This is a genomic window from [Clostridium] innocuum, assembly GCA_012317185.1.
In the GTDB taxonomy this organism is placed as follows: Bacteria; Bacillota_I; Bacilli_A; order Erysipelotrichales; family Erysipelotrichaceae; genus Clostridium_AQ; species Clostridium_AQ innocuum.
In genome coordinates, this window is the sequence record CP048838.1 from 1,468,165 (window position 1) to 1,487,650 (window position 19,486).

The window sequence follows — 19,486 nt, forward strand, 5'->3', positions numbered from 1 at the left end:
GCATTATCAGGGAAAGAAATAAATCTGTATAGAAAAAAAGAAGCTCTTTCGCTGCAGATTGCGATGCAGCTGAAAGCTTCTGATTTCAGAAAATCATGGCAGCACCACACCGATTGCATGTCGGACAGGCTGCCATTCTTTTTGTGTGATTGTACAATGCTCAGAGTCAGTCCTGCACTGCCTGCGGATGCTTTTTGATCCAGCGGCGATGGGAGGTATTTCGCTTGACCTCCAGAAATTTTTCTCCGGGGAAATGCAGTGGATTCTCTTTTGTTTCGGCATAGATTTTCAGAATATCCTCTGCATCCTCACGCAGGTATTCCAAATTCATGGAACCATACAGACGTGCAGGGATTACATACATGGGAAGCTGAATTTCATTTTTTCTTGCCATTTCCTGAGCATGGTGCATGGTATGCGGACAGAGCATCGCAATATCAAATTCCTCCTGATGCTTTACGAGAAACAAGAGTGGCATGAAGGCCACCGATATTTCATCCTCCCACCCCTTGTCCTCAATGGCTTTTTTGATTTGTACAGAAATTACACTGGAAGACATGCCCCCACCGCAACAGATAACCATTCGTAACATAAGCTCCTCCTTTGTGTCGCTATCTAGCGACATTATTGTATCACGATATTTGAAAAAAGGAAAGCGTATTCAGTCAATATATACAAGCCCCTGAATTTATCGTATAATAGGAAAAGACAAAGATGAAGACGGATATTTCTGTAGCAAAGTAAGCGGGCAGTGTAGATATGCAAGTTGATAGGAGTGAAGGTATGATCAATCTGGATGAGGTGCTGACATTTACAGAGGCAGCGGACAAATGGGGACTGGCGGATGGAAAAACCATTCGCAAGGCAGTGGAGCGCGGACGGTTTGAGCCGCACGAAATTAAAAAGAGCGGGAATGTCTGGCTGACAACCTATGCGGCCATGCAGCGTGTGTTTGGAAGTCCGAGAACCTCTCCCTCCGTGTTGTATTATACAGAGCTTTACGAGAATACAAGAGAGCGTCTGGAGCGTTTTTTTGAAGAAGCTGGTCTTGCCCTGCAAAGAGGGGATATGATTTCCATTGTGGAAAGCAGGGAGCATCCCGAGCGGATATTCTGTATTTTAAAGACAGAAGAGGAGCTGGAGGGCTTGCAGCGGCGATTGAAGTATTTTATGAAGTCGTAGTGCTGATAGGTGAGAAAGAAAGGAAGGTCTGCAAGTGAGGATTCTTTCTCGATTGTGGATAAACATAAAACAGGGAGATTCAACATGATGGGTTTTATCAATAGAAAATGAATTCTCCCTTTTTCATATACCCTAAAGTAAGAAAGAGACCAAGTGAGCCTTTCTTTTTTTTGAATCAGCTTTGAAAATATCTGGTAATAAAGCAAGGTTTTATCCGAATTTTCGTTTCATAAGTATTCGTACCTGCACGATTGCATAAACAGCAGCATAAAGCAGCATCTGCAATGTGTATATGCCTGTTTCCCTCATGGGCACCTGTGTCCATTTTGCACTTTGGATACTGATATCGGAAACCGGAGGAAATACACAGGCAAATATTTCTGGCAGCTGCATATCCTGCAGCAGTGCGGAAAACGTCATGGCTGCTATGATGAGCATACAGGCAAGGGGCAGCGCCAGCTTCTGGTTGGAAACAATACGCGGGTGCAGCAGCGAAATCATCATCCCACCGCACAGGCCGGCACTGACATGCAGGTCGAAATATCCGAACAGCATATCCGCCCGGATGGGATACAGTGTAAAGGCTGCCCCGTTGATCAGATAAAACAGACAGGGGATAAGGAGGATGAGGAAGCTGAAAAACAAATCGCACAGCAAAAAGAAAAACAGACGGCTGACGTAATACAGCAGTTCATTTCCCCTGCTTTGTAAAATCAATATCTGTTCCTCCAGGGCTTCCTGCTTCTGCAGGGAATGTACGATCCAGCCCATGATGGCGAAGGTCAGCAAGATGGTTGCCGCAAAGCTGCTGTAGGGATTGATTCCGTTCTCATTATAAAAGATACCGCAGAAGACAACGGTAACCACCAGCGGCATAACCAGCCTGGTTGAGGTCAGGGTTCTGCGTATATAGTATCGGTTTAATTCAAAGATTGTTTTCATGCCGAAGCTCCTCCAGATGCCAGCCCTGCATCAGATACCGCTGAATGCAGGCATCGCTTTCCTCTCTTGCACACACAAGCTTCTTTTCCTCCTGCTGTCTGCTGAAACGCACATAGACCTGTTCCATGACAGGAAGTGAAGCCATCAAACGCAACACACCATCATGCAGCTCATATACGATATCTGCCACCTCCTTGATCAGGCGCTGCTCATGCACGGCCATTAGGATACATACGTCTTTTTTCTTCAGTGCCTCCATCAGTTCGACGAAGACCCTCTGGGAAGCGATATCCTGTCCGTTAAGTGGTTCATCCATCAACAGAATATCAGGGGTCTGCAGCAGTGCCTGTATCACTGCCACCTTTTGCAGGCTTCCCTTTGAAAGATAGTGCATCGGTGTTTTCAACAGGTCATCCATAAAAAATTTATGCGTATATTCCCGAATGACAGCCAGTGCTGCATCAGCATCCATTCCCTGTATGGCACCCATATGCATCAGAAAATCACGGGCATTCATGCGGGTCGTGAAAAAATGATCCGGTATATACTGCAGAACAGCGTTTTTAAGCTGTAGCTCTCCGCTGTCGATTCGTAAAAAGCCTGCCACAGCATTCAAAAGGGTGCTTTTTCCGCAGCCGTTGTGTCCGCAGATCGCAATGCATTTTCCGGGTATCAGCTGCAGCGAAACGTCCTGCAGAACCACATTGCTTCCAAAGGACTTGCTTATATGTATTATCTCCATCGTATCACTCTTTTCCATATACTGTTATGATAGCACAAAGGATAGGACTTGTCTGAAAAATACAGAAGCAATATAAAAAAGAACAGCAGCTGCTGTCCTGTATAAGCTTATTTCTCACTGATATCCTTCATTTTCTGAAGTCCGAAGATGATGGCACCGCCGATAATGAACCAGAGAATTTCAAAGGTTTCAAGGCTGAGTGGGGCCTGTGGAGTTTCCAGTGTCTGCGGTCCCATGATAATTGCATAGAAAGAGCCGAGCATCATACCGATAATCAGAAAGACCATGATACTGCGGTGCTTATCCAGTGCAAACTTAATCAGCCGTACAACGGTAATCACACCGGTTATGATTCCCAATCCAAAGACAAACAAAATCGGTACATAGGAGAAATCAAATCCCATCAATGCCTTGATTGCAGAGATAATCGGTACATACAGCCCAAAAATCAGCAGCAGAGTGGAACCGCTGATTCCCGGCAGAACCATTGCGGAAATCGCAAACATTGCAGAAATAAAGACATAGACGATCAAACCGATATCCAGCTGAGCCAGATTGACACTGGAGCCGCTGCCTGCGACCGGATTGAAATAGGTGATCAATGCAACGACGGCGATACCGACAAGAAGCGCTATCATGCTTGCTGCATTGAGTCTCATGTTTTTCTTTTCTTCCCGAATCACGATTGGAATCGCGAACAGAATAAATCCCATAAACAGAGAGGATATGGCATAGATCTGTGTATGAAAGATGCTGGCGAGCACAGATACCGCCATCAGGAAGCCGACGATCCAGCCGATTCCCAGCTTCAGCAGAAAGATGACCGCCTCTTTTTTCTGCTGCATATTACCGCTCATCAGTGCATCCAGTGAACCGATGAATTTATCATAAAAGCCGAGCAGAAATGCAATCGTTCCTCCGGAAACTCCGGGAACACTATCTGCCAGCGCCATACAGAAGCCTCGAATAAAGTTTAATACCACTATGAAGTACCTTCCTTTCGTATCAAGGTTTATTATACTGTATATTTTGTAAAAGCCAACCGCTTTTTTATTAAATTTTCCTAAACAAAGGAAGGGAAAATATTTACCTGTGAGGAACCCTGTACGTTTTTTTACATAGTATGTCCAAAAAGGAGGTAGTTTCATGGCGGTAAGAATCTATGTGGATCAGGGGCATAACCCGGGGAATATCAATGCGGGGGCTAGTGGTAACGGGGTTGTGGAATCGGAGGTCACCTATTGGGTGGGAATCTATCTTGCAGGCTTTCTCTATGCAGATCAGCGCTTTGAAGTAAAGGTATCCAGACCATTTCCGGATACAGTGCTTGGCTATGATCAGGCGAGCAGTCTGCGAGCAAGAGTAGATGAGGCGAATGCATGGCCGGCAGATTATTTTGTCAGTATTCATGTCAACTCCAATCCGAATCCTGCAATCAACGGCTCGGAGGTGTATGTATACCGGGAGAATTCCACTGCTTACGATCTGGGCGTCAATGTTTTGGAATCCATTGTCGATCTGGTGGGAACACGCTACAATCAGGTGCGGACCAATCCATCCCTTTATGTTCTGCGGCGTACAAGCATGCCGGCAATTCTGGTGGAGCTGGCGTATCTTTCCAATCTTCAGGATGCCGAAAAGCTGTTGAATGACCAGTATCTGTTTGCTTTTTCCATCTATATCGGAATTCTGAATTATCTGGGTTATTCCTATGATCCCTTTCCCAGACGCTGATGGAAGGAATTGGAAAAAGGAGTGCATTTCTCTTGCATAAAAGTGGAGTTTCTGCTCCCTGTGGAGTGTAAGAGGTTACAAGGTAAATAATGTAAATAAAGTAGGAAAAAGTTTTAAAAAGGTTAGTATTTGGGGAGAATTTAAGGTATAATTATGAATCGTTGAGAAGTGAGTGGTGAATGTATGGATATGAATGAATTACTGAAGGAATATAACGTAGAACTGGATGAAAAAAAGCAGGAGCTGTGTTGTGAGCTGCAGCATCCTCTTCTGATTAATGGAACAACAGGGAGTGGTAAAACATTCCTTTTATTAGCCCGTAATGCGTATCTAATGAAGGTTGAAGAGGTGGAACCGTCAGCTATTTTGAATATTGTGCATGATCCTGCCATTGCAAAGAGAATGGCGAAGGATTACCGCTATCTATACTGTGATGATGAACGGATGCCTTCCTTTGTGGATATGCACAGCTTTGCTTATCGGATTATCCGCTTCCATGATAAAATGATACAGCGGGAATCCTGTAAGGCGTATCGTGATATGGAGAAGGTGGTTCGCCGTCTGATCAAGGATATGTTTGCAATGGAGCTTACCGGTGTACAGCTGCGCCGTTTGATGCGGCAGATCAGCACCTGCCGTACTATGATGATGAGTGAGCGTGAAATTGCTTCTATCAGCTTTGAGGGAATTGATTTTCCGGCTTTTCTAAAGGCTTATGATAAATTTAAGAATGAGCGCAATATTTATGATCAGGATGATATTCTGTGTGAATGCGCCCGTATTTTAATGAGTACACCGGCCGTTTTGCAGACCTTTTCCTCCCGGTATCAGTATGTGCATATCGATGATGCACAGGAGCTCTCCTTTGTTGCCCATGTCATCATCAAGCTGCTGTTTTCATCGGATTGTCAGATGATGATGCTGGCAGATCGTGATCAGTGTCTGGATTTTGATAAGGCGGCGTATCCGCAGGCACTGGACAGCTTTTCGGAAGCATATGTGCAGGCGCGCATTGAACAGCTGGAGGGAAACTGGCGCAATAATCAGACCATCAACGCTCTGGCAAATGAGTTTTATTATAAGAATGAGACAGCTATGAGCTGCAGCAGTGAGGAAACCTGCGAGGTGAAATTCAAGGGCTTTGCACAGCTGGAGCGGATGTATGAGTATGCGATGCGCATGGTGGTAGAGGATGAAAGTGATATTGCCTTCCTGTATCGTGACGGCGCAATGGCGATGCCTCTTGTGGAGCTGTTCATGCAGCATCAGGTGCCGTTTCACCTGCATGGAAGCGTAAAAAAGTTTTTGCAGGAGCCGGTTGTCAAGGATCTATGTAATATCATTGAGCTTCTGATCGATCCAAAGGATATGCGTGCCTTTTATGAGGTATATGAGAAGCTTGGCTTTGATATTTCAAAAAAGGTGTTGCTGGAGGTTGCGCAGCGTCTGCGGGATGATGAGCATGTGGATGTCTACCAGGCGATGATGGAAAGCAGCTATCGAGCTGCCGGAAAGAAAAAGCTGGCGGCTTCCATGGAGAATATCCGAACTGCCTCCACATTGGAAACACACACGATGATTACCTTTATTCTGGACAAGCTGGGGTATCGGGCACGTCTGCTGAAGGCGAATATCCTGATGAATGATTCCAATCTGCTGGCCCTGCGCGTGATTGCTGCTCGCTACAGTGATCCGGCACAGTTCCTGAATCGTCTGCGGGAAATGGGGGAATTCCTGTGTGAGCCAATCAGCCGTATCCAGATTCGCAGTGTAGCTTCTGCCAGAGGTATGGAATTCAGTCGTGTGGCACTGCTGGATTGTCTGGGATCGACTTTTCCAAAAGCCGGTCTGCAGGAGGAAGAGCTTCAACTGGAACGCCGTTTGTTTTTTACTGGGATCACCAGAGCCAAGCATCAGCTGGAGTTTTTTACAAGCAAGCGCTGTGATGTAATACGTCTGGAAATATCTCCATTCATATATGAGCTGCATGCGCCAAAGGAAGAAGAAGCAAAGGTGGCAGGGGAGCGACCTGTAGCACAGCCGAAAAAGCTGCGAGAGGGTGGCTTGCGTCGCGGTATGCGGATTACACATGCCACGCTTGGAGAAGGCCGCATTATGAAAATCAGCGAAGGCATGATGCAGGTACAATTTCAAACAGAAAGCAAAACACTGAATATTCACCACTGTATCATGAATGAGCTGATTGATCTGGTATAGAAGAAGTGCTGCTTAGCAGCTATGTTGGAAGCTAAAATAGGGAAGTCCTGCAAATGTCGTTGACAGTAACGCGGGTCTTCCCTTTTCTGTACTTTTTACTCCAGATATTCAGAATAAGAATGTATATGCATGTGAGGGTCCTGCTGTTTTGAACAAAGGATTCTGCATACTGTAAAGGAATGGCTGTTTAAGCTTATAAGTAGGCGGTAACATGACCTTTTTTCAGCCTCTGCAGAAGAAAGATATACACTTTCAATGTGATATTTGTTCATGATTTGAGGCATTATAAAACATTCATTTCTTACAGGCAATCATCGATTGTGAAGATGCAGAGAGCTGTTTAGTTATCGTATCCAATAGGAATATGGAAACTATTGTCAGGAAAGAACAGCCCTTTTTAGGTCAACAGGGTGTTGTATGCAAGAGGAAGCTGACAGAATAGGGTTGTCAGTTTTTAATGGAAGTATAAAAAACCCCATTATTCATGGGGTTACCTGTTATCATGGCGCCTTAAACAGGACTTGAACCTGTGACCTGCCGGTTAACAGCCGGATGCTCTACCAACTGAGCTATTAAGGCATTTCTTAAATGCTTAATTATAATACCATAGGTATTTTGTTTTTGCAAGTTATAAAATCAATTTTCATGCAATTAAAGTCATAAAAAAAGGATGGAAACCAAAAATAATATTTCGGTTTCCAGTATCAGGAAGTCTTAGCCCTTCAAGCCTCTGGACTGACGATCCATGTCCTCAATTACAATATCATAGATTTCCCCAAGGGTAGCGCAATATTTTAGCACATCCCAAGGTGTATTCGTATGAAAATGGATTTTGATGAGCTCAGCATCTCCAACAGCAAGCAGGCAATTTCCTTGAAAATTCTCCATAAAATAATCGTGTATGGAATCCTCACATAAATCATTTCCTTCAATCAGCAGCTGTGTGTCATAACGGTATTCCAGCATATGCAAATCTCCTTTCCTAAGCATGATTATATCATATCATAATGAGACGCAAAGCGGCGTAGTTTTTATTTTGGATGCAACAGGTGCTTTAAACTTAATATTCATGTTTAAGATATAATATTTAATGATAAACGATAAAAATATATTGTAAAATATAAAAACTATGCTAGAATGTAATTAGATGGAGGTGTTCCTATGAAACTGAAACAACCTGTAAATTGGAAGCATACGACGTTTCTCTGGATACTGAGATTCATGCTGAGTGGTGTGGCTGTATCCATTGTTTTTCAATGCTTGAGAATAATTGAACTCTATCAAGTGCCGGAGCAAAGTCTGCGCTTTATTCCATGGGAGGTCAACAATGTTGTAACGCTGGCTCGTCTATTGGCAGAAAGCGGACTCTTTTCCAGCAGATTTTATGCTGTTTTTGACTCCCTGCTTGCAATTACAAATGCCAGCATATATGCTCTTTTGCTTCTGTGGGGTATACAGGCAGTAAAGGAAGCCGCAAAGACAACACCGTTTTTAACAGATATATTGAAAAAATTAAAGATCAGTATACTGCTGCTGGCAGGCTTTCGTTTCCTTTTAGTCTTCCTGGAATTTCTTCTGGCTCTGATATACCAGCCGCCAATTGATTGGTCTAGCCTATTTTTCGATGTTGTTCGTAATCTTTTTGAAAGCCTGATCATGCTGGGAGCATTATGGTGTCTTATACATGTCTGGATGTATGGGGCAGCTTTGCAGCATGAGCTTGATGAAACAATATAAGGGGACAGGACTATGAGAAAAAATAAGAATAGACTTATGAAGGTATTGCTGTACTGTCTCGTCGTATGCGGAATCATCATAATCAGCTTAAGACTATATACAATTTATACCATCTGCATATCTCCGGAATCCTGCTTCGAGCCAAACCTGCCGCGGGAGCAAATTATTCAGGTTACCGGGAAAAGCTTGAGCAATGTGCTCATGAGCGTAGGGCTTATTTCAGATAAAGCGGCAGCTCTGATGGAAGTTGCTGTCGGTTTACTAGCTGAGCTTATACAAATTGTTATTTTAATTCTTGCCGTATACATCTTTCAGAGAAACTCAATTCATCGACCTTTTCAGACGAATATGATAAACTGGTTACAGTGCTTCGCTATTCTCTATTGTATCCTTCCTGTTATACAGGGTCTGTTTATCATCTGCATTCTGGGTTTGAATCAGGTTAATTTATATCCAAGGCTTATACTGTTTCAAATTTTCGATATCGGTGTACAGGTGTTACCGGGGTTAGCGATTATCGGTATTGCAAAGGTGTTCCGATATGGGTATAGCTTGCAAAATGAAGTGGATCAGATTCTCTAGGAGGTGAATTATGGCTATCATATTAAGACTCGACCGTGTCATGGCAGATCGAAAAATTTCATTGAATGAGCTGGCAGATCAGGTAGGAATCTCCAATGTTAATCTTTCGAATTTAAAGCGGGGAAAGGTAAAAGCCATTCGGTTTTCAACCCTCGATAAAATATGTGAGGTACTGAATTGCCAGCCAAGTGATATTCTGGAATATCAGCGAACAGAAGAGCAATAAATACAGATATGAAAAAGGAAATCCATCATGTCACCTTCTCAGCATCTGCGAATGTATGTGAATCGCAGATACTGTACCTGATAATGTGGACTTCCCTTTTTATTATTTCGTAGGCAGTTTGTGCATATGCCTGCTTTTATCGTGAGCAAGCAACAACAGCACCATGCTCACCTCAAACAGTGTCATGAGGATATAAGGAAATTCATTTCCTGCATTATCCGCAGGATTGATGGCAAACAGGTGGATGCAGAGATTCCATGAGAAATGATATGTCATCGAGGATAAAAGATTTCCCTCACTCCACTGAAGCAGATACTCATATACAAAGCTTTCTGCGATACAGCCGATGAAGAAGGAAAGCAGAGGGACCTCTATGCCATTTTGATAGAAATAATGATAATGCCAGAGAAACCAGATGATACCGATACTGACAGGGACATGCCATTCCTTTTCCATACGTTCTCTCAAATAAGATCGTAAGTATCCACGCCATCCGATTTCCTCTGCAAAAAATGCCCATACAATGACAATAAACTGCAGATCATAATTCAGAAAATGTCCAGATGAAGAAGAACCTGCGAACAGCCTTGCGAGCAGCATGGGGGCAAGGGAAAACACGCAGGGGAATAGGAGTGCGGTGCCAGATTTCCAGCCTTTGAAATTCTTCTTAAAAAAACTCAGGAGCTGTCTGTTCTTCGATAGAACGAGAAGAGCGGCGATACTGGGAGAGGCTGCTTCCAGTCCGTAAAACAGAAGCTGTAATACAGGAAGCCCGGTATATCGCTGACACAATACAAAAAAGAAGGGCATGAGAAAAGTCAGTAAGAGAAACATGCATATGTCGTTTGTTTTCGTCTTCATCAGCACTCAGCCCTTCATGTTCGAATATCAGTAACTATTTTTAAACAATCTGGAAAATATAAAACTTCAGATACGAGGTTTCTTCCATTGTCCATAGGATAGGATGGTCATGATTCTGCTGTGTAACGGATACCTGCTTCAGGGTGACTCCTGCTTCCTGTGCAGATTCACGCAGCATCTTTTCAAAATTTTCTATTTCCATAAAACGGGAACAGCTGCAGGTGATGAGATAGCCGCCTCTTCCCAACAGCATCATAGCCTGTTTGTTAATGCGTTTATAGCCGCTGTAAGCATGGTCAATCGTTCTTCTGGATTTTGTGAAGGCAGGGGGATCCAGCACAATAATGTCGAACTGTCCCTCTTTACAGGTATCCAGGTATTTGAACACATCCGCTTTCACAAAAGAAATCCTGTTTTCAAGATGATTCAGCTTTGCATTGGCATATGCCTGATCCAATGCAGTCTGCGATACATCGACAGCGACAACCTGACTGGCATTTCCATACGCCGCATTTAATGCAAAGCCGCCGGTATGCGAAAAGCAATCCATGACACGTTTTCCATGTGCCATTTCACGAAGCAGAACACGGTTGGCTTTCTGATCCAGAAAATATCCGGTCTTCTGTCCGTTTTCAACATCCACATGAAGCTTTAATCCGTTTTCATCAATGATGGTTGTGGTTGGCAGCTTCATCTGCTTCCAGTATCCCTTTTCCAGAGGCAGACCTTCCTTGGCACGCACCCTGATATCATTGCGTTCGTAAATTCCTTTTACATCCTGTCCGTCTTCTCTTAATACTTCCAGCAGCACCTCATACAGCATATCCTTTCGCTGTTCCAGTCCATAGGAGCTGATCTGTGATACCAGAATATCATTATAGCGATCCACTGTAAGACCGGGAAGCTGATCGGCTTCTCCGAAAATCAGGCGGCAGTTGGTTATATTCTTACTTTCCAGCGTTTTGCGAAACGCATACGCAAATTGGATTCTTTCTTTGAAAAATGCTCTGTCAAATGTATCTGCTGTATCCTTTGACAGTATTCTTACAGTGATATGACTGTTTCTGGACAGAAAGCCGGTTCCAAGATAGCGATCCTTGGTTGTTACGATGTCAACAAGTGCACCGTTTTCTATTTCCTCAGCAAGCTTAACAACATTATTCTTATACATCCACATCTGTCCGTTGTCCAGCCACTTTTCTCCTTCTTCGCTTATTGTAATCTTTGGATAATTTCTATTCATATAAATACCTCACTATTTCAATTCCCCTGTATTATATCATACATTCCGTTTCTGCTGTATGCTAAGCCGGCAGGTATTACCGTGTATGGTCATTTCTCTGTTTAAAAAGCCAGAGAGACATTAGAGGTTTCCGTATCATAAGATAACAGCATCCTCTTGCATGCTTTATTTGAAGGGAAAAGGATATAATCCTTGCAATTGAAAGGTAAAAACATTTAATCATGCTCGTTATGGATAAAACCATTTTTTATATAACGATCCTTGTTCTGCTTTTTGCAATACACAAAATAACTGCTTACAATGAAAAATATCTGTGCAAGGGTCATTGTAATACCGGTTCTTAAAATGTTGGATGGATGAAACATACTGCATAGTACAATACCGGTCACAAGCAGCCCCACGTATGCAACATAATCCTTTAAGACAATCTTTCTTTTCATGAGCAAATAGTAGAAAAGACATATGATAAATAAATCCATCAGACCGAATGAAGCTTTTACATCATACAGCAGCATATATATTTGTGAACATATTAAAATCACAGCGCATATAAATTTTTGATAGACATTTTTCATGCACAACTCCCTCGCTTTTCACTCATTCATATCGTATTCAGGTAATTATAAGGATACTTCTTTGTGTATCTTTATTATAGCATAGCTATGATAAGGTATAGAAGGCAAATAAGCTTCACTTTTATTATTTGATTGAGATAGATAATTCATGACAGCTTAAAGGTATTATTAACGCTTAGAAAAATATGCAAATTTATGCGTGATATAGGGTACATTGATGACGCGTGCGGGAATCAAAGCTACATGCATCACCGACTAATAAACTCTGCCCTAATTGATGCTTAACGTACTAAGACACCATTGGTTTGTCCCTATTGACATAAGTAATGTACCTTTCTTCAGGTATGCTTAAATATCTTAAATAAACTCTAACAAGCGATATAAATCAGTATACCTCATCATATTTATTTTCAACACAAGAGATAACTCTTATATTGTGAGCTATATTTGACTATGAACGAGCTTCACAACCTTGTGATTTATGATAATACCATTGAATCTAAAGAAAAATGATGATTTACATATGAACAGGTTATAAAAATAATAGCTGATAATGCAAAACTCAATGATAAGCAACAGCTAAGTGAACCAGATGATTACAATAGCATTTTAATAAAATAAAAATGACCTTTGTTTGCGAGGTCATTTTTCTGGTCTAAAGGTTACTATATCCTGTATATCACAATCGAGTATCTTACAAAGGTCATGTAATGTATTTATTGTCACACTGTTTCCTTTACGAAATGCATCTAATGTTCCAGTGCTTACATGATACTTATTTATTAAGGTAAGGTGTATTGCGATATATGCTTTTCTTTAAGTGTATTCCACAGTGGCTCATAACTTATCATGTAATCACCTCATTCCAATATAGATTATAATGCAGATCATCATATCAAATATTGCCGAAAATTAGGCTATATAGTAAATGAATTATAATAATTCATTTACAAGGAGGTAGGACATATCATGAACAGAGAAAGCTTGCATATTGACGCTGTCAATAGAGATGCTTAAATCAAGTTTTATAACGCTTTATCGAACGAAAGAAAGGATAAATTTATGGGCTTGGTAGAAACACTTTCAGGACTTCTGACAAAAATAAAGATACTGAAATTTCAAAACCATCGTCAAAAACTCGACAATCGTGTTATAAGCAGTAAAAAAGCCCTTGTTTAGGGCTTTATCTGTCTATTGGTGACGCGTACGGGATTCGAACCCGTGAATGCTTGCGTGAAAGGCAAGTGAGTTAACCGTTTCTCCAACGCGCCATCATTTAATCGCGAATGCCAGTTAATAATACCACAAGAAGAATTAGTACGCAAGTCTTTTTTTTGAAAAAAACAAAAAAATGAATGCTTACATAAAAAGCAGAATATCGCAGAAACTAATCTGGTAAGGAATAAGAATTATAAAGAAATAAAGCTTTTCAATATATCGAAATAGCGCGTATAATATATGCGGTTAGATAAATGAGGTAGGAAGATGAAAAAGATATTATTTTTAACAACCGGTGGAACCATCGCATCCAGCTCCAGTGAAGAAGGTCTGGTGCCATCCCTGACAAGCGAGGAAATTTTGCATTATCTCGGTGAGCATCATGGTGATATTGAAATAACCTGTGAGGATTTGCTGCGGCTGGACTCCAGTAACATGCAGCCGGAGGAATGGCAGCTGATTGCAAGGCGTATTGCAGAGGCGAAAAGCGGATATGACGGTATTGTTCTGAGTCATGGTACAGATACGATGGCCTATACAGCCGGGGCGCTTTCCTTCATGCTGCGCAATCTGGACATACCCCTGATCATAACAGGAAGTCAGCTGCCGCTGCTTCATCCGCTGAGTGACGGTGTGGAAAATATTCGTGTGGCATTTACCGCTGTATGTGAGGATATGCAAGGTGTTTATGTATGCTTTAACAGAAAAATTATGCTGGCAACACGTGTTGTTAAGGTTCGAACGATGAATTTCGACGCCTTTGAGAGTGTAAACATAGAGCCGTGCGGACTGGTGGATGCCAGAGGTCTGCGTATAAACAGGCAGCTGCTGATTCATCCAACGAATGCGTTTGCTTTAGAGGATGATCTGTGTAAGGAGGTCGTGCTGATTAAGCTGATACCGGGCATGAACCCGCTGCTGTTCGACAAGCTGGCGGAAATGGATATCCGCGGTATCGTCATCGAAGCCTTTGGTGCCGGTGGAATCAATTTTGTGCGTCGTGATTTGATCAGCAAGCTGGAAGAAATCGTCGCCCGCGGAATCAGTGTAGTCGTATGCAGTCAGTGTCTTTACGAATACAGTGACTTCTCTATCTATCAGACTGGTCAGAAGGTATTGCAGCACGGCGTGATTCAGGGCTATGATATGACAAGCGAGGCCTGTGTTACCAAGCTGATGTGGGCATTGGGAAAAAGTACGGATACAAAGGAAGTAAAGCGGATATTTGAAACCAATTATGTCAATGAGATAACATTGACATAGGCCTGTGTGCTGTTTTGCTTAAGGATTCATGTTAAACAGAAGCTGTTATCAATCGATGACCCGTAGCTGGTTGAAGGCTTCTGTTTTTTATGTCTGGCAAACAACATGAAAGCAGAGACCGGCCTTTTATATTGCTTCTTTCTGTTTGATAAAAGGATGGCTATCGCAGGGGAGTATGAGCTGAATTTCCCTTATTTTATCGGTTTTCAGCTATAGTAAGCTAAAATATAAGGATTGGTATCATTTAGTATTGAAAAACATATAAACTGGTACAATATATTAGTTGACAATTCATTGACAGAATGCTACGATATGCTTGGTGATAATGATGATAGAGAAAAGAAAAGCACCGGCGTTTCATTGCCCCCGCTGGGAAGAACTGCCGGATATGGATTTATATATGGATCAGGTCGTAACCCTGTTAAATGAATATCTGAAGCCGTTTCATGCGAAGGATCAGGAAAAGATGGTAACCTCCACCATGATCAATAATTATGTGAAGCACGGAATCGTTTCCCCGCCCGTCAAAAAGAAATATACGAAGAACCACGTTGCCTATCTGATGGTGGTCTGTATCTTAAAGATGGTGTATCGCATGGATGAAATCAGCAAGCTGATTCGTGTGCAGATTTACAAATATCCCATTGATCAGGCATATAACTATTTCTGTGCTGAGCTGGAATGCTGTCTGAAATGCATTTTCGCCCATAAAAAAGTGCATCATGCGCCAAGTGATGATGAGGGAAGTCTTGTGGTCGACCTGATTCGTAATACCGTGCAGGCTGTGGCGTACACGATTTATGTACGGCACGAGCTGGAGCATCCCCAGATTATGATACAGGAGGAATCCGATACATAGGCGGCTTTCACAGTAACATGTGGAAGCTTTTTTATTTTTTGTTTATTTCCTTCCATCAGCCGCATATAGTATAGCAAGAGGGATACCAAATGAACGAACTGCTTGTGATTGCCTGGCTGCTGCTTCCTGCTTCCGCTTTGCTGATACAATATTATCTGATACAAAAACGACAGAATTTGCTGTGGATCCTGCCGCTTTTGAGTCTGGCCGTCACCTTTTTTATCGGACTGGCGGCTGTATTGTATGCTTTTTTCCTGATTATATTTACAAAGGTGCTGATGGCAGAAGATCCGCATCAAAGCTGATGACCTCACTCGTTTTCATATCGAGAATATATTCATGGGAAACGATCCAGCGCCGGTTTTTATAATCCCGTGTCCGCAGATACAGAAAATCCGCATAAAAACGAAGATGGAAACCGATCTGATCCTGTGAATCCCCGTGCTCTATACGTACGAAGGAAGGCAGATTGATCAAAAACAGATTGCGTCTTGCCAGAACCTCGCATAGGGCGAAGCTGTTGTGCAGATGTCCGCTGATGAAAATGATATGCGGATGTACATCCTTCAGCATGTCCACCTGCAGGTGCTGCTGCGTACCGGTATGATCTTCACTCATAACATGGGTATCCTGCAGCGGCTGGTGTGCGATGATGCATACCGGCTTGTTTTTATCATCCTGCTTTAATCCGTTTAACAGCCAGTCCACCTGCTTTTTGGTGAGAATCATATCGTTCTTGCTTGGCCGCTCACTATTCAAAATATAAAAATGGACGCCTTCTACATACCGGTCAAAATAAATACTTTCCGCATGTCGTGGCAGCAGCTTCCGGTATTCCGGATGAATGCGGTTTTGTGTGCGTGAAAACAGATTATAGAGATCGTGGTTACCCAATGCAGGCAGAATATGAATCGGGAATTCCTGCAGCTGCGTAAGCACCTGTTTCATCTGAAACGGATAGCCGTTATTTGTCAGATCACCGCAAATTGCCACATGGCGAACCTTGCGCTTCCATATATCCTCCAATGCGGCTTCCAGCTTTTCATTCTGTCTGGGGAAAGCGATGTGCAAATCTGACAGCAGCTCCATTTGCAGATAGCTTTTTTCGTTGCAGATCCGATTGGCAAAGGCCGTTCTTTTTTTATCCATAGCAAATCTCCTCCTGCTGTATATTGTGGACAGAAAACGCTCTTCTATAACGCATAGAGAAAAAGAATTACAGCTGTCGAACAGCTTTTCCACCGCTGAAAATCACAATTTCTGTTTATATCTTTTTTCGCTTGTGATACTATAATACTGAACGAAAAAGAAAGTTGAGGTATGCGAAGATGGATTATGCAAAAGAAGCGCTGCGTCTGCATGCAGAGTGGAAAGGAAAGCTGGATGTCAATCCCAAAATGGAAATCAACACCAAGGATGATCTGAGTCTGGCGTATACACCGGGAGTTGCTGCTCCCTGTCTGGAAATCGAAAAGGACATCAACAAAAGCTATGAGCTGACCGGACGTGGAAATCTGGTAGCGGTTGTAACTGACGGGACGGCGGTTCTCGGCTTGGGAGATATCGGACCGGAGGCAGGGATGCCGGTCATGGAGGGGAAATGTGTTCTGTTTAAGGAGTTTGGCGGTGTGAACGCAATCCCTTTATGCATCAAAAGCAAGGATGTGGATGAAATCGTACATACAATTGCCCTTTTATCCGGCAGCTTTGGCGGCATCAATCTGGAAGATATCGCAGCACCGCGCTGTTTTGAAATCGAGGCGAAGCTGAAGGAGCTGTGTGATATTCCGGTATTCCATGATGATCAGCATGGAACTGCCATCGTTACCGCAGCTGCTTTGTTGAATGCAGTGAAGCTGACAGGTAAAAACATGGGGGATTTACGTATCGTCATTAACGGTGCAGGCTCTGCCGGTATCGCGATTGCCAGACTGCTGCTGAATATGAAGTTCGGTGACGTTATTTTGTGTGATTCCAAGGGTAGTGTTTATAAGGGAAGAGAAGGCATGAATGCGGGCAAGAAGGAGATTGCCGAGCTGACGAACAAGGGCATGCTGAAGGGAAGTCTTGCGGATGCCATGAAGGGGAGCGATATCTTTATCGGTGTATCTGCCCCGGATGTGGTGAGTGAGGCTATGGTAGCCAGCATGAATGAGAAATCCATTGTCCTGCCGATGGCAAATCCGGTACCGGAAATCATGCCGGATAAGGCAAAGCATGCCGGAGCCTTCGTCGTGGGAACAGGCCGCAGTGACTTTGCTAATCAGATCAATAACGTTCTGGCATTCCCCGGCATTTTCCGCGGTGCTCTGGATGTTCGTGCAAGCGATATCAATGAGGAAATGAAGGTTGCTGCTGCATATGCAATCGCTTCCTTGGTAAGTGATGAAGAGCTGAGCGTAGATTATATTATCCCAAGCGCTTTGAATAAAGAGGTGGGTGCTGTTATAGCCGAAGCTGTTGCACAGGCGGCAAGGGAAAGCGGTGTAGCGCGCATATAATTGAATAGAGAATACGGTGACCAGTATGAAGTATAGAAATCGCCGTATTTTTTTTGGTAAGCAGGTGGGAGGAGCGTGCCGTCCGACGGATATGGGAGAATAAGCCTTCATCTGTAAAGCTCAGCCTGCGTTTTCTATTTCTATCATAAAAAAAGAGCTCCTATCAGCCTGATTGCGGAGTTCTTTTTCTATCTGTATGTTATGTAAAAAATATTATACCATGTTTTCTGCTATGACATAGGCATCAAATTCTTCCGCACTCAAAAAGCCGAGTGCCACACAGGCTTCTTTTAAGGATATCCCATCCTGATAGGCTTTTTTTGCTGTTTTTGCGGCATTCTCATAGCCAATATGCGGATTCAGAGCAGTAACGAGCATCAGTGAATGCTGCAGATATTCCGCCATTTTTTCTTCGTTTGCCCGGATACCCTCTACACAGTGGATGCGGAAGCTGCGCAGACCGTCACTGAGCAGGGTGATGGATTGCAGGAAGTTATAAATGATTACCGGCATGAAGACATTCAGCTCAAAATTTCCCTGACTGGCCGCAAAGCCGATGGCCGCATCATTTCCCATGACCTGTACGGCTACCATGGTCATCGCTTCACATTGTGTCGGATTTACCTTTCCCGGCATAATGCTGCTTCCTGGCTCATTTTCCGGTATCCGAATTTCCTGCAGACCACAACGCGGACCGCTTGCCAGCCAGCGTACATCATTTGCCATCTTCATACAGTTTGCCGCCAGTGCCTTCAGCGCACCATGGGCGAAGCAGATATCATCCTTCGCAGACAGAGCATGGAATTTGTTCGGGTCACTGATAAATTGGGTAGCCAGCTGATCGCTCAGCTTTTCACAGACGAGATCGCCGAATCCCTGTGGTGTATTCAGTCCGGTGCCGACTGCCGTCCCTCCAATGGCAAGCTTACGCAGGGAATCAATTGCCTTTTGCAGCATATCGATATTGTTCTCCAGCATGCCTCTCCATCCGCTGATTTCCTGTGAAAAGCGCAGTGGTGTCGCATCCTGCAGGTGTGTACGTCCGATTTTGATGATATGCTGATTCTCTTTTTCCAGACGCTTTAAAGCATGAATCATTTCCTCCAGCTGGGGCATTAGCTGTTTACGTAGTGCTTCAATCGCTGCGATATGCATAGCAGTAGGGAACGTGTCATTGGAACTTTGTCCCTTATTCACATCGTCATTTGGATGCAGCAGCTGTTCCCTTGCAATTTCATTTCCGCGATTGGCAATGACCTCATTTACATTCATATTGCTCTGTGTTCCACTTCCTGTCTGCCAGACAGAAAGTGGGAAGTGGGCATCCAGTCTGCCGCATAAAATCTCATCACAGGCAGTGGCAATCGCATCCAGCTTACGCTCCTCCATACGGCCAAGCTCATAGTTGACCTTTGCGCAGGCCAGCTTCAGATGTGCAAAGGCACAGATCATGCTCAGAGGGATTTTCTCATCCCCGATTTTGAAATTCTCATAGCTGCGCTGTGTCTGGGCTCCCCAGTATTTATCTTCCTCCACAGCGATTTCACCCATGGAATCATGTTCCATTCGTGTTTTCATAAGACGCACTCTCCTTTTTATCTCTA

At 43.3% G+C, this 19,486-nt stretch carries 20 protein-coding genes, 2 tRNA genes and 1 pseudogene; 10 read left to right on the forward strand and 13 right to left on the reverse strand.

The window, feature by feature from the left end:
* Positions 1-166: 166 nt before the first annotated feature.
* Complete coding sequence (locus G4D54_07075) at positions 167-592, reverse strand: hypothetical protein (GenBank protein ID QJA02203.1); 426 nt, start codon at positions 590-592, stop codon at positions 167-169.
* A 191-nt stretch (positions 593-783) separates the two neighbouring features.
* Here G4D54_07075 and G4D54_07080 point away from each other — a divergent pair, with 191 nt between their 5' ends.
* Complete coding sequence (locus G4D54_07080; GenBank protein QJA02204.1) at positions 784-1,182, forward strand: hypothetical protein; 399 nt, start codon at positions 784-786, stop codon at positions 1,180-1,182.
* A 210-nt stretch (positions 1,183-1,392) separates the two neighbouring features.
* On the opposite strand, the gene G4D54_07085 is transcribed toward G4D54_07080, so the two are convergent.
* The 3 genes from G4D54_07085 to G4D54_07095 form a co-directional block, all read right to left on the reverse strand.
* Entirely contained in the window at positions 1,393-2,124 is a 732-nt protein-coding gene (locus G4D54_07085) for a hypothetical protein (protein ID QJA02205.1), read from the reverse strand.
* Positions 2,108-2,866 (reverse strand): ABC transporter ATP-binding protein, encoded by a 759-nt coding sequence (locus tag G4D54_07090; GenBank protein QJA02206.1) that lies wholly within the window; start codon positions 2,864-2,866, stop codon positions 2,108-2,110. The genes G4D54_07085 and G4D54_07090 overlap by 17 nt, the downstream gene beginning before the upstream one ends.
* A gap of 107 nt (positions 2,867-2,973) precedes the next feature.
* Entirely contained in the window at positions 2,974-3,819 is an 846-nt protein-coding gene (locus tag G4D54_07095; protein QJA02207.1) for a DUF368 domain-containing protein, read from the reverse strand.
* Between the two features lie 193 nt (positions 3,820-4,012).
* Between G4D54_07095 and G4D54_07100 the strand changes: the two genes are divergently transcribed.
* On the forward strand, positions 4,013-4,600 hold the full coding sequence (locus G4D54_07100) for an N-acetylmuramoyl-L-alanine amidase (GenBank protein QJA02208.1): 588 nt from the start codon (positions 4,013-4,015) through the stop codon (positions 4,598-4,600).
* Between the two features lie 183 nt (positions 4,601-4,783).
* Positions 4,784-6,817, forward strand: coding sequence for an ATP-dependent helicase (locus G4D54_07105; GenBank protein ID QJA02209.1), 2,034 nt, complete (start codon positions 4,784-4,786; stop codon positions 6,815-6,817).
* A 503-nt stretch (positions 6,818-7,320) separates the two neighbouring features.
* Here the strand turns inward: G4D54_07105 and G4D54_07110 are convergent.
* Positions 7,321-7,396 (reverse strand) — tRNA-Asn (locus G4D54_07110).
* Positions 7,397-7,531: 135 nt separating this feature from the next.
* The gene (locus G4D54_07115; protein QJA02210.1) at positions 7,532-7,783 is read right to left on the reverse strand and encodes a kinase to dihydroxyacetone kinase; all 252 of its coding nucleotides are present in this window, start codon (positions 7,781-7,783) and stop codon (positions 7,532-7,534) included.
* Between the two features lie 195 nt (positions 7,784-7,978).
* Here G4D54_07115 and G4D54_07120 point away from each other — a divergent pair, with 195 nt between their 5' ends.
* Genes G4D54_07120 through G4D54_07130 form a run of 3 tightly spaced genes read left to right on the forward strand, consistent with a single transcriptional unit; the run spans position 7,979 to position 9,362 of the window.
* Positions 7,979-8,554, forward strand: a complete 576-nt coding sequence (locus tag G4D54_07120) for a hypothetical protein (protein ID QJA02211.1) — start codon at positions 7,979-7,981, stop codon at positions 8,552-8,554.
* A 12-nt stretch (positions 8,555-8,566) separates the two neighbouring features.
* Positions 8,567-9,136 carry a hypothetical protein gene (locus tag G4D54_07125; GenBank protein ID QJA02212.1) on the forward strand — a complete coding sequence of 190 codons (570 nt, stop codon included), beginning with the start codon at positions 8,567-8,569 and terminating at the stop codon, positions 9,134-9,136.
* A gap of 10 nt (positions 9,137-9,146) precedes the next feature.
* On the forward strand, positions 9,147-9,362 hold the full coding sequence (locus tag G4D54_07130; GenBank protein QJA02213.1) for a helix-turn-helix transcriptional regulator: 216 nt from the start codon (positions 9,147-9,149) through the stop codon (positions 9,360-9,362).
* Between the two features lie 102 nt (positions 9,363-9,464).
* On the opposite strand, the gene G4D54_07135 is transcribed toward G4D54_07130, so the two are convergent.
* The 5 genes and pseudogenes from G4D54_07135 to G4D54_07155 all read right to left on the reverse strand — a co-directional run bounded on the left by G4D54_07135 (position 9,465) and on the right by G4D54_07155 (position 13,312).
* The gene (locus G4D54_07135) at positions 9,465-10,223 is read right to left on the reverse strand and encodes a CPBP family intramembrane metalloprotease (GenBank protein QJA02214.1); all 759 of its coding nucleotides are present in this window, start codon (positions 10,221-10,223) and stop codon (positions 9,465-9,467) included.
* A 40-nt stretch (positions 10,224-10,263) separates the two neighbouring features.
* Entirely contained in the window at positions 10,264-11,466 is a 1,203-nt protein-coding gene (locus G4D54_07140; GenBank protein QJA02215.1) for a class I SAM-dependent rRNA methyltransferase, read from the reverse strand.
* A gap of 215 nt (positions 11,467-11,681) precedes the next feature.
* Positions 11,682-12,041 carry a hypothetical protein gene (locus tag G4D54_07145; protein ID QJA02216.1) on the reverse strand — a complete coding sequence of 120 codons (360 nt, stop codon included), beginning with the start codon at positions 12,039-12,041 and terminating at the stop codon, positions 11,682-11,684.
* Positions 12,042-12,683: 642 nt separating this feature from the next.
* Positions 12,684-12,892, reverse strand: a pseudogene (locus tag G4D54_07150) (helix-turn-helix transcriptional regulator).
* 344 nt (positions 12,893-13,236) lie between these two features.
* A tRNA-Glu gene (locus G4D54_07155) sits at positions 13,237-13,312 on the reverse strand.
* Positions 13,313-13,526: 214 nt separating this feature from the next.
* Here G4D54_07155 and G4D54_07160 point away from each other — a divergent pair.
* From G4D54_07160 to G4D54_07170, 3 genes are all read left to right on the forward strand, one after another.
* Positions 13,527-14,522 carry an asparaginase gene (locus tag G4D54_07160; protein QJA02217.1) on the forward strand — a complete coding sequence of 332 codons (996 nt, stop codon included), beginning with the start codon at positions 13,527-13,529 and terminating at the stop codon, positions 14,520-14,522.
* A gap of 325 nt (positions 14,523-14,847) precedes the next feature.
* Positions 14,848-15,381: a DUF1836 domain-containing protein gene (locus tag G4D54_07165; GenBank protein ID QJA02218.1), complete on the forward strand. Its 534-nt coding sequence runs from the start codon at positions 14,848-14,850 to the stop codon at positions 15,379-15,381.
* Positions 15,382-15,470: 89 nt separating this feature from the next.
* Positions 15,471-15,686: a hypothetical protein gene (locus G4D54_07170; GenBank protein ID QJA02219.1), complete on the forward strand. Its 216-nt coding sequence runs from the start codon at positions 15,471-15,473 to the stop codon at positions 15,684-15,686.
* Here the strand turns inward: G4D54_07170 and G4D54_07175 are convergent.
* The gene (locus G4D54_07175; protein QJA02220.1) at positions 15,646-16,530 is read right to left on the reverse strand and encodes a metallophosphoesterase; all 885 of its coding nucleotides are present in this window, start codon (positions 16,528-16,530) and stop codon (positions 15,646-15,648) included. The genes G4D54_07170 and G4D54_07175 overlap by 41 nt on opposite strands.
* Positions 16,531-16,709: 179 nt before the next feature.
* Between G4D54_07175 and G4D54_07180 the strand changes: the two genes are divergently transcribed.
* A complete protein-coding gene (locus tag G4D54_07180; GenBank protein QJA02221.1) occupies positions 16,710-17,882 on the forward strand; it encodes an NAD-dependent malic enzyme in 1,173 nt (390 codons plus the stop codon).
* Between the two features lie 213 nt (positions 17,883-18,095).
* On the opposite strand, the gene fumC is transcribed toward G4D54_07180, so the two are convergent.
* Positions 18,096-19,460 (reverse strand): class II fumarate hydratase, encoded by a 1,365-nt coding sequence (fumC, locus tag G4D54_07185; GenBank protein ID QJA02222.1) that lies wholly within the window; start codon positions 19,458-19,460, stop codon positions 18,096-18,098.
* Positions 19,461-19,486 lie beyond the last annotated feature (26 nt).

Bases quoted from the DNA above. Each gene is read 5' to 3' on its own strand.
- G4D54_07075 (QJA02203.1), bottom strand. From the start codon at position 592: ATGTTACGAATGGTTATCTGTTGCGGTGGGGGCATGTCTTCCAGTGTA.
- G4D54_07080 (QJA02204.1), top strand. From the start codon at position 784: ATGATCAATCTGGATGAGGTGCTGACATTTACAGAGGCAGCGGACAAA.
- G4D54_07085 (QJA02205.1), bottom strand. From the start codon at position 2,124: ATGAAAACAATCTTTGAATTAAACCGATACTATATACGCAGAACCCTG.
- G4D54_07090 (QJA02206.1), bottom strand. From the start codon at position 2,866: ATGGAGATAATACATATAAGCAAGTCCTTTGGAAGCAATGTGGTTCTG.
- G4D54_07095 (QJA02207.1), bottom strand. From the start codon at position 3,819: ATGGCGCTGGCAGATAGTGTTCCCGGAGTTTCCGGAGGAACGATTGCA.
- G4D54_07100 (QJA02208.1), top strand. From the start codon at position 4,013: ATGGCGGTAAGAATCTATGTGGATCAGGGGCATAACCCGGGGAATATC.
- G4D54_07105 (QJA02209.1), top strand. From the start codon at position 4,784: ATGGATATGAATGAATTACTGAAGGAATATAACGTAGAACTGGATGAA.
- G4D54_07115 (QJA02210.1), bottom strand. From the start codon at position 7,783: ATGCTGGAATACCGTTATGACACACAGCTGCTGATTGAAGGAAATGAT.
- G4D54_07120 (QJA02211.1), top strand. From the start codon at position 7,979: ATGAAACTGAAACAACCTGTAAATTGGAAGCATACGACGTTTCTCTGG.
- G4D54_07125 (QJA02212.1), top strand. From the start codon at position 8,567: ATGAGAAAAAATAAGAATAGACTTATGAAGGTATTGCTGTACTGTCTC.
- G4D54_07130 (QJA02213.1), top strand. From the start codon at position 9,147: ATGGCTATCATATTAAGACTCGACCGTGTCATGGCAGATCGAAAAATT.
- G4D54_07135 (QJA02214.1), bottom strand. From the start codon at position 10,223: ATGAAGACGAAAACAAACGACATATGCATGTTTCTCTTACTGACTTTT.
- G4D54_07140 (QJA02215.1), bottom strand. From the start codon at position 11,466: ATGAATAGAAATTATCCAAAGATTACAATAAGCGAAGAAGGAGAAAAG.
- G4D54_07145 (QJA02216.1), bottom strand. From the start codon at position 12,041: ATGAAAAATGTCTATCAAAAATTTATATGCGCTGTGATTTTAATATGT.
- G4D54_07160 (QJA02217.1), top strand. From the start codon at position 13,527: ATGAAAAAGATATTATTTTTAACAACCGGTGGAACCATCGCATCCAGC.
- G4D54_07165 (QJA02218.1), top strand. From the start codon at position 14,848: ATGATGATAGAGAAAAGAAAAGCACCGGCGTTTCATTGCCCCCGCTGG.
- G4D54_07170 (QJA02219.1), top strand. From the start codon at position 15,471: ATGAACGAACTGCTTGTGATTGCCTGGCTGCTGCTTCCTGCTTCCGCT.
- G4D54_07175 (QJA02220.1), bottom strand. From the start codon at position 16,530: ATGGATAAAAAAAGAACGGCCTTTGCCAATCGGATCTGCAACGAAAAA.
- G4D54_07180 (QJA02221.1), top strand. From the start codon at position 16,710: ATGGATTATGCAAAAGAAGCGCTGCGTCTGCATGCAGAGTGGAAAGGA.
- fumC (QJA02222.1), bottom strand. From the start codon at position 19,460: ATGAAAACACGAATGGAACATGATTCCATGGGTGAAATCGCTGTGGAG.